General features: G+C 62.8%; 10 protein-coding genes. 5 read left to right on the top strand and 5 right to left on the bottom strand.

Features of this window, described 5'->3' with window-relative positions; all coding sequences use genetic code 11:
* Window positions 1–4: 4 nt before the first annotated feature.
* From AC0Z42_RS25740 to AC0Z42_RS25725, 4 genes are read right to left on the bottom strand one after another with little or no spacing between them, the layout of a single operon-like run.
* Complete coding sequence (locus tag AC0Z42_RS25740) at window positions 5–1,147, bottom strand: FAD-dependent monooxygenase (RefSeq protein WP_485470915.1); 1,143 nt, start codon at window positions 1,145–1,147, stop codon at window positions 5–7.
* A gap of 9 nt (window positions 1,148–1,156) precedes the next feature.
* Window positions 1,157–2,479: an aminopeptidase P N-terminal domain-containing protein gene (locus AC0Z42_RS25735; RefSeq protein ID WP_485470942.1), complete on the bottom strand. Its 1,323-nt coding sequence runs from the start codon at window positions 2,477–2,479 to the stop codon at window positions 1,157–1,159.
* Window positions 2,479–3,198, bottom strand: a complete 720-nt coding sequence (gene murU, locus AC0Z42_RS25730) for an N-acetylmuramate alpha-1-phosphate uridylyltransferase MurU (protein ID WP_485470914.1) — start codon at window positions 3,196–3,198, stop codon at window positions 2,479–2,481. The genes AC0Z42_RS25735 and murU overlap by 1 nt, the downstream gene beginning before the upstream one ends.
* A gap of 15 nt (window positions 3,199–3,213) precedes the next feature.
* Window positions 3,214–4,281 carry an aminoglycoside phosphotransferase family protein gene (locus AC0Z42_RS25725; protein WP_485470913.1) on the bottom strand — a complete coding sequence of 356 codons (1,068 nt, stop codon included), beginning with the start codon at window positions 4,279–4,281 and terminating at the stop codon, window positions 3,214–3,216.
* 99 nt (window positions 4,282–4,380) lie between these two features.
* Here AC0Z42_RS25725 and AC0Z42_RS25720 point away from each other — a divergent pair, with 99 nt between their 5' ends.
* The 4 genes from AC0Z42_RS25720 to rsmA all read left to right on the top strand — a co-directional run bounded on the left by AC0Z42_RS25720 (window position 4,381) and on the right by rsmA (window position 10,029).
* Window positions 4,381–6,663, top strand: coding sequence for an LPS-assembly protein LptD (locus AC0Z42_RS25720; RefSeq protein WP_485470912.1), 2,283 nt, complete (start codon window positions 4,381–4,383; stop codon window positions 6,661–6,663).
* 88 nt (window positions 6,664–6,751) lie between these two features.
* Window positions 6,752–8,164, top strand: a complete 1,413-nt coding sequence (locus tag AC0Z42_RS25715; RefSeq protein ID WP_485470911.1) for a peptidylprolyl isomerase — start codon at window positions 6,752–6,754, stop codon at window positions 8,162–8,164.
* The gene (gene pdxA / locus AC0Z42_RS25710; protein ID WP_485470910.1) at window positions 8,164–9,204 is read left to right on the top strand and encodes a 4-hydroxythreonine-4-phosphate dehydrogenase PdxA; all 1,041 of its coding nucleotides are present in this window, start codon (window positions 8,164–8,166) and stop codon (window positions 9,202–9,204) included. Before AC0Z42_RS25715 ends, pdxA begins: the two co-directional genes overlap by 1 nt.
* Before the next feature lie 45 nt (window positions 9,205–9,249).
* Window positions 9,250–10,029 carry a 16S rRNA (adenine(1518)-N(6)/adenine(1519)-N(6))-dimethyltransferase RsmA gene (gene rsmA, locus AC0Z42_RS25705; protein ID WP_485470909.1) on the top strand — a complete coding sequence of 260 codons (780 nt, stop codon included), beginning with the start codon at window positions 9,250–9,252 and terminating at the stop codon, window positions 10,027–10,029.
* Here rsmA and AC0Z42_RS25700 read toward each other — a convergent pair whose 3' ends face one another.
* Window positions 10,030–10,947, bottom strand: a complete 918-nt coding sequence (locus AC0Z42_RS25700; protein WP_485470908.1) for a LysR family transcriptional regulator — start codon at window positions 10,945–10,947, stop codon at window positions 10,030–10,032.
* 181 nt (window positions 10,948–11,128) lie between these two features.
* On the opposite strand from AC0Z42_RS25700, the gene AC0Z42_RS25695 reads away from it, so the two are divergent.
* The gene (locus AC0Z42_RS25695; protein ID WP_485470907.1) at window positions 11,129–12,244 is read left to right on the top strand and encodes a porin; all 1,116 of its coding nucleotides are present in this window, start codon (window positions 11,129–11,131) and stop codon (window positions 12,242–12,244) included.
* The last annotated feature ends 55 nt before the right edge of the window (window positions 12,245–12,299 follow it).

The raw sequence follows: 12,299 nt of genomic DNA, 5'->3' as shown, positions 1-12,299 counted from the left end.
GCCCTCAGCGGCGGCCGTACATCATCAGGTTCGCCAATCCCTTGCGCGCCGGGCTGACGATATCGAGCAATCCCAGCGACAGTCCCAGCACGCTTTGCGCCGGGTTTGACCCCGTAAAGATGCGCGCCATGGTGTCGGTCACGCGCACGGTGGCGCCGCGATCAAACTGGCGCAAGCCGGCGTAGCGCGCCAGCCCGGCCGGGCTGGCGTCCTGCGCCAGCAAGCGGGCCAGCACGGCGGCGTCGCGCAGGCCCAGGTTCAGGCCCTGGCCGGCCACCGGATGCAGGGTTTGCGCGGCATTGCCGATGGCCACCGTGCGCGCCGTGCCCGGCGCTTGCGCATTGAGGCCCAGCGGATAGGCCAGGCGCGCCGTGGCATGCGTAAAATGCCCCAGCCGGGCGCCAAAGGCGTCGCCCAGGTACGCCAGAAAAGCGCTGTCTTCCAGCGCCAGCAATTGCTCGGCGCGCGTCGGCGGCACGCACCACACCAGCGCATAGCCGTCGTCCTGCGGCAGCAGCGCCAGCGGGCCGTCGTCGGTAAAGCGTTCATAGGCGCGGTGCGCGATCGGCGCATCCACCCTGACCCAGGAAATGATGGCGCTCTGGCCATAATCGCGGCTGACGGCGCGCTCCATCTGCTGGCCGAACAGGCCGCCTTCGGCCTGCACCAGCAACTGCGCACGCAGATCGGACACCACGCCATCGCGCTCCAGGCTGACGGTCACGCCATCGGCATCTTCGCTGCTGCCGGTGACCAGCGCCGGGCGCAAGCTGGTGATGCCGCGCCGCGCGCAGACGTCCGACAGCAGCGCCACCACATCGCCATAACGGGCCACGTAGCCAAGTGCGTCGACGCCATGTTCGGCGCGGTCCATCAGGCTGCGCCCGAAACGCCCGCGGCGCGACACATGGATTTCATGGATCGGCGTGGCGGCCACCGGCCAGGCGCCCGCTTCTTCGAGGATCTGGCGGCTGCCGTATGACAGCGCGATGGTGCGCGGATCGCGCCTGGCCTGCTCGATCGACTTGGCGTCGATCAGGGCGATGCCGGATGCTGTGGCGCCGCGCCGCACCAGCAGGGCGGCCAGCGCCATGCCGACCGGGCCGGCGCCGCAGATGGCCAGATCAAGGGAGGGCGGTGTAGGCATGCGGTGGCTTCAATCCTGTGACATCAGTTGTTCGATTTCAGCCACGCTTTTCGGCGCCGTGCTGAAGATTTCATGGCCTTGCGGCGTGACCAGCACATCGTCCTCGATGCGGATGCCGGTGTTCCAGAAGCGCTCAGGCACGCCCGGCGCCGGGCGCACATAGATGCCCGGTTCGACCGTCAGCACCATGCCCGCTTCGAGCAGCCGCCATGGCTTGCCCTCGGCCTGGGTATCGCGGTAGGCGCCCACGTCGTGCACGTCCATGCCCAGCCAGTGGCTGGTGCCATGCATGTAGAACGGCATGTAGGCCTTGTCGGCGATCACGTCCTGCACCCCGCCGCACTGTTGCCGGTCCAGCAGCTTCAGGTCCAGCATGCCCTGCGCCAGCACCTGAAGGGCCGCCTCGTGCATCAGGCTTTGCTGCAGGCCAGGGCGCACCATGTCGAGCGCGGCCTGCTGCGCCGCCAGCACCAGCTCATACAGGTCGCGCTGGGGTGCGGAAAAGCGCCCGTTGACGGGCCAGGTACGGGTAATGTCGGAGGCATAGCCATCGAGCTCGCAGCCGGCATCGACCAGCAGCAGTTCGCCAGAGTTCAATACCGCGTCGTTGGCGCTGTAGTGCAGGATGCAGGCATTGGCGCCGCCGGCCACGATGGAGGAATACGCCGGGAACTGCGCGCCGCTGCGGCGAAACTCGTACAGCAGTTCGGCTTCGATCGCGTATTCATGCAGGCCAGCTTGCGTAGCGCGCATGGCGCGCACGTGGGCTGCGCTGGCAATCGCCGCCGCGCGCCGCATCACGGCTTGTTCTTCGGGATCCTTCAGCAGGCGCATGGCGTCGAGCATGGCGCTGATGTCATGCGCGCTGGCCGGTGGCGTGACGCCGCTGCGCGCCTTTTGACGCACCGTGTGGCGCCACAGCTTGACTTGTACGTCGAGGCTGCCGCCCATGGCGTAGTAAATCGCCGGCGCGTCGGTCAGCAGGCGCGCCATTTCGACGTCGAGTTCTTCTATCGGAAACGCGGCGTCTAAGCCGAAGGCGGTGCGCGCCGCTTCCGGGCCATGGCGAAAACCATCCCAGATTTCGCGCTCGGTATTTTTGGCGCGGCAAAACAGAATCGCGCGCGCCGGCGCGGTGCTGCTGGCGGCCACCAGCGCCAGCGCGCTGTCGGGCTCCGCAAAACCGCTCAGGTAGTAAAACGCGCTGTCATGGCGGTACGGGTAATCGCAATCGCTGTTGCGGGCCACTTCCGGTGCGGTGGCGATAATGGCCACGCTGCCCGGCGCCATCTGCGCCATGACGGCCGCGCGGCGCGCCGCATGATTGGCCATCATGCGGCGGGCGCTCCCGGCTTGACGCCATTGAGCACGTCCAGCTGGGCCGGCGTGCCGACATTGGTCCACTCGCCCGGATACACTTCGCCGCCGACGCGGCCCAGCTCGGCATACTTGCGCAGCAGGTCGCCCAGCCCCGCATGGTCGCCAGCGGTGATGCCGTCGAACATTTCAGGCCGGTACACGCCAATATTGGCAAACGTCCATTTCGGCTCGCCCGTATTGTTGATCGCATACAGGGTCAGGCCGAAGTCGCCGTTCGGGTGGAAGTCGGGGTTCGGCACCAGGTAGGTCCAGGCGATATCGCGTTTGTCGGCCGGGTAGGGCGTGCCCAGCGCGTCCTTGTCGGCCAGCACGTCAAGTACCTGGCTGAAATCGAAATACGGACAATAGATATCGCCGGAAATGGCCAGGAACGGTTCCTCGCCCAGCAGATGGCGCGCCTGGGCGATGCCGCCGGCCGTTTCCAGGGGCGTCGTTTCCGGCGAATACGCGATACGCGCGCCGTACTGGCTGCCATCGCCCAGGGTTTCCTCGATCAAATGGCCCAGGTGGGAATGATTGATGACGATCTCGCTGATGCCGGCGCGCACCAGGTTCAGCACATGCCAGACGATCAGCGGGCGGCCGCGCACTTTCAGCAGCGGTTTGGGGCAGGTATCGGTGAGCGGACGCATCCGTTCACCGCGGCCTGCGGCAAAAATCATGGCTTTCATGGAAATCTTTTCTGATCAGAATGTGTAGCCAACCTGCGGCGCTTTATTTTCCAGCGCGTCGAGCAGGCGCACCAGCGGTTTCAATTCCGTATAGCGGTTGGCGGTCTTGCGCACGTAGTCGAGCACGGTTGGCAGGTCGCCCATGTACAGCGACTTGCCGTCGCGGTAGTTCAGGCGCGCGAACAGGCCGAGGATCTTCAGGTGGCGCTGCAGGGCGGTGAATTCGAAATCGCGGTAAAACGCATCGATATCGGGATTGACGGGCAGGCCCAGCTGCTTGGCGCGCTGCCAGTAGCGGATCACCCAGTCGAGCACCAGTTCTTCATCCCACTGGATATAGGCGTCGCGCAGCAGCGAGGCGATATCGTAGGTGATGGGGCCGAACACGGCGTCCTGGAAGTCGAGGATGCCGGGATTGGGCAGGGAACCATCGTTGACATGCATCAGGTTGCGCGAATGGTAGTCGCGGTGCATGAACACTTGTTGCTGGGACAAGATATTCGCGGTGATCGCCTCGAACACCTTGTTCAGCTGGGTTTCCTGCACGTCGGTGAGGGTCGCGCCCAAGTGCTTGCCGATAAACCATTCCGGGAACAGATTCATTTCGCGCAGAATGAAGGCGCGGTCGAATTCGGGCAGCACGCCCGGTTCGCTCGCCTGCTGTATTTTCATCAGCGACTCCAGCGCTTCGGCGTACAGCACGGCCGCGTTGTCGTGGTTCAGCGCGTCCAGGTAAGTGGTGGTGCCCAGGTCGGACAGCAGCAAAAAGCCATTGTCGAGGTCTTGCGCGACGATCTCGGGCACCGACACGCCGGCGCTTTTCAGCAGGCCGGCTACCTTGACAAAAGCGGGCACGTTTTCGCGCTCGGGCGGCGCATCCATGGCGATCAGGGTGGTGCCCGGCACGTTGGCGGCACCCGGCAGGACGTCGAGCCGGTAGTAGCGGCGGAAGCTCGCGTCGCTGGAAGCGGGGCGGGCGGAATCGGGCGCGACGAGGTTCAGCGTGGTCAACCAGGCTTTCAACAGGGTCAGGCGCGCGTCGGCCGGCGCCGGCGTGTTGGGGGAATTGGAAGAGAATGACATTAAGCGGCCTGTGGAATCGGGTTGATGGTGCAGATTCCCATATAATAAGGGATTCAAATCAAAAAATCGCCTGTCAATGGTGCTTACCCCTTCGAATTCATGAGCTGGTTTTCGGCCTCCCCCTCTTCACAGCGCTGGGCTTTTGCCATCAGCGCGCTCGTCACCGCCACCGCGGTGCCTGCCCACGCCCAGAAACCGCCGCGCCCGCATGTGGAGAAAGCGCCTCGTCCGGTGCATGTGGAAGACGCCGATGCGCCTACCGTCATGACGGCCGACAGCATGAGCGGCCGGCCGGAACGTGAGCTCAATCTGAACAACAATGTGGTGATCGAGCGGGGATTGACCACCAAAATGGCGGCCGATACAGCTTGTTACAAACAAGTTGAAGATGAGTTCGATGCGGAAGGCCGTATCAGGATGTGGCGTTTCGGCGACTATTACACGGGCGATGTGATGAAGCTGAACATGGAGACCGGCAAGGGTTTCCTGCTCAACCCCACCTACCAGTTCGAAGTGGGCGGCGGGCGCGGCAAGGCCGAGCGCGTCGACTTCATCAACCAGGACGAGGCGACCGTCATCGACGGCACCTACAGTACCTGCGAAGGGCCGAACCCGGACTGGTACCTGAAGTCGAGCACCCTGAACCTGGACTCGGGGCGCGACGTGGGCACCGGCAGCAAGACCATCATCTACTTCAAGGACGTGCCGATTCTTGGCACGCCCGGCATCTCGTTTTCGCTGTCGGGCGCGCGCCGCTCGGGCTGGCTGGCGCCAACGCCGGGCTTCAACTCGAAAAACGGCTTTGAACTGCTGGTACCGTACTACCTCAATATCGCGCCGAACCGCGACCTGACCCTGTACCCGAAATACATACAGCGGCGCGGCATCCAGCTGGGTGCCGTCGGACGCTACCTGGGCGAGACGGACGCCGGCCTGTACAGCGGCGAGACCGCGATCGAGTACTTGCCGAACGACAAGCAGACCAAGACCGACCGCTACATGATCAAGTCGCGCCACGAACAGGCGCTGGCTGTGGGCTGGACCTATGGCTGGGACGTGCGCGAAGCGTCGGACAATAATTATCCGAGCGACTTTTCGAAAAACGTCGCCGGCGCCACCGAGCGCCAGCTGCTGCGCGAGTTGCGCACCGACTACCGTACCGAGGACTGGAGTCTGACGGCGCGCGTGCAGAATTACCAGGTGCTGCAAGACCCGGCCGCCGCGACCGATCCCAGCCTGACCGTCACGCGTCCGTATGACCGTTTGCCGTCGATTAATTTCCATGCCGGCAAATATGATGTGTGGGGCGGTTTCGACTGGACGCTCGACAGCGAAGTGACGCGTTTCGCGCACCCGACGCTGGTGCAGGGTACACGCATGGTGGTGGTGCCGCAGATCAGTTTCCCGATCGTGCGCCCCGGTTACTTCATCACGCCCAAACTGATGCTCAACGCCAGCGCCTACCAGCTCGACAACAATGCCACCACCAAGGCGTCATTCCCGAATACCTCGTTTTCGCGCGCGATTCCCACCATTTCGGTCGACAGCGGCCTGGTGTTCGAGCGCGACAGCAATCTGTTTGGCGGCAAGGACGCCAAGGGCGGCACGCAAACCTTCGAGCCGCGCCTGTTCTATGTTTATACGCCTTACCGCGACCAGTCGCAGTTCCCCAATTTCGATACCGCCGACGCGACGTTCAACCTGACGCAGCTCTTCACGGAAAACCGTTTTGTCGGCAGCGACCGCATCGGCGACGCCAACCAGGTGACGGCGGCCGTCGTCTCGCGCTTCCTGCAAGCCGATGGCGCCGAGCGCCTGCGCCTGACCTTCGGCCAGCGTTTCTATTTTGCCGACCAGCGCGTGCAGCTGACGTCGACCACGCCGGTCAACCAGGCGCGTTCGGACATCCTGCTGGCCGCCACCGGCCGCGTGTCGGAAACCTGGACCGTCGACAGCCTGGTACAGTACAACCCGAGCGACAGCCAGCTGGTCAGTTCGACCTATTCGGTACAATACCAGCCGGGTCCGAAAAAAGTGCTGAACGTGGGCAGCCGTTTCCAGCGCGGCAGTTTCCGCAATGCCGAAGTGTCGGGGCAGTGGCCGCTGAGCGAGCGCCTGTATGGCGTGGGCCGGGTCAGCTACTCGCTGCTCGACCGCCGCCTGCTCGAAGGCCTGATCGGCCTGGAATACAAGGGCGACTGCTGGGTGTTCCGCATGGGCGCGCAGCGTTTCGTGACGTCGGCCCAGAAATCGTCGACGCCGATCTTTTTCCAGCTGGAACTGACGGGCCTGTCGAACGGCCTGGGCCTGGGCGCGAATGGCCTGGAAACATTTACAAAAACGATCCCTGGCTATCAGGCATTGAGCACGCCTATCCGTTAAGATGGGCGCTGCTGCCGCCGCCGGTGTTCCCGGCGCTGGCGCAAACCGGTTTTTTTATTCACCTGAACTCATGAGCGCTCTACACATTATGCGTAATGCCAGTATGCACCAACTCAAAATTGCCGCGGTTCTGTTGTGCGCCATGTCCGGCGCCACGACCAGTAGTGTCTGGGCGCAACAGGCCGCTCCTGCTACCGCCAAGCCTGCGCCTGCCGCCACCAAGCCCGCGCCGGCCAAGGGTTTTACCCCGCCAGCGTCGAGCAGCGGCAAGACCATCGATTCGATCGCCGTCGTCGTCAATGACGATGTGATCACGCGTAATGAAGTCGCGGCGCGCATCCAGAGTGTGGAACAGCGCATGAAGGCGCAGAACGTGCCCTTGCCCGACCCTGCCGACCTGCGCCGTCAATTGCTCGAACGCATGATCGTCGAGCGCGCACAGATGCAGCTGGCCAAGGAAATGGGCGTGCGCGTCGATGACCAGACGCTGGACCGCGCCATCGGCCGCATCGCCGAACAGCAGAAGATGAGCATGCAGGAGTTGCGCAACCAGATGGAAAAGGAAGGCACGCCGTTTGCCACCTTCCGCGAGCAAATCCGCGAAGAAATCATCATGCAGCGCCTGCGCGAACATGAAGTCGATGCCAAGATCCAGATTTCGGACTCCGAAGTGGACAACTTCCTGGCGGCCGAAAAAGCCGCCGCCAGCGAACAGGCCGAGCTGAACCTGTCGCAGATCCTGGTGCGCATCCCGGAAAACTCCACACCGGAACAGATCGCCGCACGCCGCGCGCGCGCCGAAGAAGTCAGCCGCCAGCTGCGCACCGGCGCCGATTTCGCCAAGATGGCCGCCACCTATTCCGACGCCAGCGATGCGCTGAGCGGCGGCGAGATCGGCTGGCGCAATAGCGACCGCCTGCCGCCGCTGTTTACCGAGCAGCTGCTCAAGCTGAAACCGGGCCAGATCACGCCTATTATCAAAAGCAATACCGGTTTCCATATCCTGAAACTGGTGGACCGCCGCAGCGCCGCCCAGGCTCAGGCCGTGGCTGCCGTGCAGCAGACCCATGCGCGCCATATCCTGCTGAAAGTCACGCCGACCCTGTCGGCTGCCGAAGCCAAGCGCAAGCTGACCGAACTGAAGGAACGCCTCGACAACAAGGCCGCCAAGTTCGAAGAACTGGCGCGCCTGTTCTCGAACGATGGTTCGGCCTCGAAAGGTGGCGACCTGGGCTGGCTGTATCCTGGCGATACCGTGCCGGAATTCGAAACGGCGATGAATGCCCTGAAGCCTGGCGAGGTGAGCGAGCCGATCGAATCGAGCTTTGGTTTCCACCTGATCGAAGTGTTGGAGCGCAAGAGCGACGACGTCTCGAAAGAAAAGGAACGCAACGCCGCCCGCAACGCCCTGCGCGAGCGCAAGCTCGAAGAAGCGACGGAAAGCTGGGCGCGCGAAGTGCGCGACCGTGCCTACGTTGAATTCCGCGCCGACGACCAGTAATGGTCACAGCAAGCACACGGCGCCCGGCCATCGCCATCACCTGTGGCGAGCCGGCCGGCGTCGGTCCTGAAATTTCGATCCGCGCGGCCTGGGCCATGCGCCATGAAGCGAACTGCATCCTGCTCGGCGACGCGGCCTACCTGGCGCTGACGGCCAGCCTGATCGACCCGGAAATCCGCCTGGCGGCGCTGTCGCTGCAGGCCGTGCGCAACAGCGGCCTGCCGCAGTTTGGCGCCGGCCGCCTGGCCGTGATCGATATTCCCACCGTCAACAATGTGATTCCTGGCGTGCTCGACAAGGACAATGGCCGCTCCGTGCTGGCCACGCTCGACGCCGCCATTGAAGGCATACAGGCCGGCTGGTTCGGCGCCATGGTGACGGCGCCCTTGCAAAAGAGCACCATCAACGACGCCGGTATCGCCTTTACCGGCCATACCGAATACCTGGCCGACAAGACTGCTACCAAACAGGTGGTGATGATGCTGGCCGGCGACCCGGGCCATGGCCAGCCGGTGCTGCGCGTGGCCTTGGCGACCACCCATCTGCCTTTGACAGACGTGCCGGCCGCCATCACGATGGACAGCCTGGCCACCACGCTCGACATCATCCATGCCGACCTGCAAGGCAAGTTCGGCATCGCCGCGCCGCGCATCCTGGTCACCGGCCTGAACCCGCATGCGGGCGAGGGAGGGTACCTGGGGCGCGAGGAAATCGACGTGATCGCGCCGGCGATTGCTGCAGCCAAGGCACGCGGCATCGATGCGCGCGGCCCGTATCCGGCCGATACCCTGTTCCAGCAAAAATACCTGAAGGACGCCGATTGCGTGCTGGCCATGTACCACGACCAGGGCTTGCCGGTGCTGAAATACGCCACCTTTGGCCGCGGCATCAATGTCACCCTGGGCCTGCCGCTGATCCGCACGTCGGTCGACCATGGCACGGCGCTCGACGTGGCCGCGCAGGGCCTGGGCCTGGCCGATGTCGGCAGCATGGAGCAGGCCTTGCGCACGGCGCGCGACATGCTGCTGGCCAGCGCCTGAACTTTTTGTACCACCCCGCTTGACCGCATCTATAGAAAACCGCATATGAAACACGTTGCCCGCAAACGCTTTGGCCAGAACTTCCTGCATGACCGCTTCGTCCTCAATGACATCACGGCCGCCATCGCGCCGCAGCCGGACGACGCCATGGTCGAGATCGGCCCCGGCCTGGGCGCCATGACCGAGCAACTGCTGCGCCACCTGAAGCAGATGCATGTGGTGGAACTGGACCGCGACCTGATCGTGCGCCTGGAAAAAACCTTCAATCCGGCCAAGCTGACGATCCACTCGGGCGACGCGCTGAAATTCGATTTCGCGCAGATTCCGGTGCCGGCAGGACAAAAACTGCGCATCGTCGGCAACCTGCCATACAACATTTCCAGCCCGCTGCTGTTCCACCTGGCAGACTTCGCGCCGCTGGTGCTGGACCAGCATTTCATGCTGCAAAAGGAAGTGGTCGAGCGCATGGTGGCCGAACCGGGCAGCAAGGCCTATGGCCGGCTGTCGGTGATGCTGCAATGGCGCTACAAGATGTCGCTGCTGTTTATCGTGCCGCCGACGGCGTTCGATCCGCCGCCGAAGGTCGAGTCCGCTATCGTGCGCATGATTCCCGTTGAGCAACGTTTGCCATGCGACCAGGAAACCCTGGAAGCGGTGGTGATGAAGGCGTTTTCGCAGCGCCGCAAGGTAATCCGCAACTGCCTGGCCGGCATGTTTACGGAAGAGCAGATCATCGCCGCCGGCATCGACCCGACCAAGCGCCCGGAAACCGTGGGGCTGGAGCAGTATGTGGCGCTGGCCAACCTGCTGAAAGCGCCGGCCTGATCAGAACCACTGGTCGACCTGCTTCAAATCCTGCTTCAAAGCCAGAAAGCAGTGGTCGACATGGTGATTGCGGCTGATCTCGTTGCGCCGCATCAGCGCGATCTTGCGCTTGCAGGTCGGCTGACGCAGCGGCGCCACGTGCAGGTCGTCGTCGTTGAGAAACGTCGTGTAAAGGCTGGGCATCACACCCACCGCGATGCCGGCGCGCACCACGCCGTACAGCGATTCGCTGTGCACCATCTGGTACAAGGATGACGGATTGAGGCCATGCTGGCGCAGCGCGCTCGAGGCAAACTCCCAGATGCTGCCCTTGGTAAACACCACGATTTCCTGGCCCGACAACTGATCCCAGCGCACTTCCTGGAGCGCCGACAGCGCATGGCTGCGCGCCGTCACCAGCACCAGCTCGTCTTCGAACAGGCCCACCGTTTCCAGCGAGACGGCGCCCGGCACTTCGATGCCGACGCAAAAATCGAGCTGGCCCGAATGCAGCGCCTGCAGCAGGCCATCGTTGGGCATGTCCGACAACATGATTTCCACTTCATCGCCATGCTGCTCGTTGTAACGCGCCACCACCACCGCCGTCATCGCCATGGCCGACGGGATCGCGCCGATGCGGATGCGATGCCGTCCGCTGCCAATCGCGCGCTGGATATCGGCAAAGGTATTGCTGGCCGTATTCAATAAATGGATGGTGTAATCGAGCGCCAGCCTGCCTTCGCGCGTCAGTTCCAGCTGGTGGGTTGTGCGGTTAAACAACTTATTGCCCAACTGATTTTCCAGCAGCTTGATCGAGGCGCTCAGCGCCGGCTGGGTCACGCACAATTCCTGTGCAGCCTTGCTGAAGCTGTTTACACGGGCAAGGGTGGCAAAAGCTTGCAAATGACGTAAGGAAATTTTCTTGTTCAGCTCGTGCATGGACCCTGTTTATCAAAAAAAGTAATGGATTTATAAAAATAAACAAATTTTCTTATCCTGCAATTTACCATATTCTGGACTGGTCTTGTCTTGTTATGGAGACAACAATTCCTGCAAACGGACATCATAATAAAAAACTCAGAACAACAACTCAGCGGATAACTTGAACAGGGCGGCGGCAATGAACAAATGGATGACGGGAACGATGGTGGTGGGTGGCTTGCTGGCGGCGCAGGGCGCGGCGCAAGCGCAAAGCAGCGTGCAGGTGTATGGCCTGATCTCGGCCGGCATCGGTTACACCTCGGATGAAAATGGCCGCGACATTACGCATGCCCTGAGCGGCACCAACCAGAATCCGCGTATCGGCTTTCGCGGCCAGGAAGACCTGGGCAATGGCACCAAGGCGCTGTTCGTGCTGGAAAACGGTTTTAATGTGATGACCGGCACGGCCGCGCAAAGCGGGCGATTGTTCGGCCGCCAGTCGTTCGTTGGCCTGTCGAGCAACGACAAGGGCACGCTGACCCTGGGCCGCCAGTACGAGGCCGTCAAGGACCTGCTGGGCCCGGTGGTGATCGCCAGTAACGGCGTGCATATCGGCGACAACGACAATGGCTACAACAACCTGCGCGTGCAAAATGCCGTCAAGTATGTCAGCCCGACCATCAGCAACTTTGCCTTCACCGGCCTGTACGGCTTCAGCGAAAACCCGGAAAGCTCCAGCCGCAACCGCGTCTACAGCGCTGGCGCAAGCTACAAGATCGACGCCTTCAGCTGGGCGCTGGCATATTCAAAGCTCGACCATCCGAACGCGGCCGAGTCGCCGAACGGCGCCATCGGCAACGACTATGGCAGCTCCCTGCTGATCTTTAACAAGAGCGCGGTAAAAGGCGTGGGCGTGGACAGCCAGGCCATCGTCGGCACGGGCGGCTTCTATAATGTGGGCAAGACCAAGTTCGGCGCGCTGTACACCAATGTGCGCTACAACTATATGGACCAGAGCAATCTGACGTTGCAGAACGTGGACCTGAACCTGAACCACAAGCTGACCGAAGCGTTGAACCTGGGCGCCTCGTATTTCTATACCACCGGCAAATACGACGTGGTCAACAAGACGCCGAAATGGCATCAGGTCAACTTCCAGGCCGATTACTTCCTGTCCAAGCGCACCGACGTGGCCATTACCTGGAGCTACCAGAAGGCGGCCGGCGACGCGACGTTTGCGCGGGTGTTCGGCTTCGGCGCTTCGTCCGGCAAGACGCAAAGCGTGCTGATCCTTGGTATGCGCCATTATTTCTGACATCTGTCCCATCTTTACCGGCGCTGCCCGCCAGCGCCGTCCCTGAAAGGAAGCA

This window comes from Janthinobacterium sp. 1L-D-8-B-C4 (genome assembly GCF_057291295.1).
Note: the sequence above shows the minus strand (reverse complement) of the source record. Positions and strands in the feature narration are given on the sequence as shown.

What these genes read in the sequence shown, in the direction of transcription:
- AC0Z42_RS25740 (WP_485470915.1), bottom strand. Translation starts at nt 1,147, where the DNA reads ATGCCTACACCGCCCTCCCTTGATCTGGCCATCTGCGGCGCCGGCCCG.
- AC0Z42_RS25735 (WP_485470942.1), bottom strand. Translation starts at nt 2,479, where the DNA reads ATGGCCAATCATGCGGCGCGCCGCGCGGCCGTCATGGCGCAGATGGCG.
- murU (WP_485470914.1), bottom strand. Translation starts at nt 3,198, where the DNA reads ATGAAAGCCATGATTTTTGCCGCAGGCCGCGGTGAACGGATGCGTCCG.
- AC0Z42_RS25725 (WP_485470913.1), bottom strand. Translation starts at nt 4,281, where the DNA reads ATGTCATTCTCTTCCAATTCCCCCAACACGCCGGCGCCGGCCGACGCG.
- AC0Z42_RS25720 (WP_485470912.1), top strand. Translation starts at nt 4,381, where the DNA reads ATGAGCTGGTTTTCGGCCTCCCCCTCTTCACAGCGCTGGGCTTTTGCC.
- AC0Z42_RS25715 (WP_485470911.1), top strand. Translation starts at nt 6,752, where the DNA reads ATGCGTAATGCCAGTATGCACCAACTCAAAATTGCCGCGGTTCTGTTG.
- pdxA (WP_485470910.1), top strand. Translation starts at nt 8,164, where the DNA reads ATGGTCACAGCAAGCACACGGCGCCCGGCCATCGCCATCACCTGTGGC.
- rsmA (WP_485470909.1), top strand. Translation starts at nt 9,250, where the DNA reads ATGAAACACGTTGCCCGCAAACGCTTTGGCCAGAACTTCCTGCATGAC.
- AC0Z42_RS25700 (WP_485470908.1), bottom strand. Translation starts at nt 10,947, where the DNA reads ATGCACGAGCTGAACAAGAAAATTTCCTTACGTCATTTGCAAGCTTTT.
- AC0Z42_RS25695 (WP_485470907.1), top strand. Translation starts at nt 11,129, where the DNA reads ATGAACAAATGGATGACGGGAACGATGGTGGTGGGTGGCTTGCTGGCG.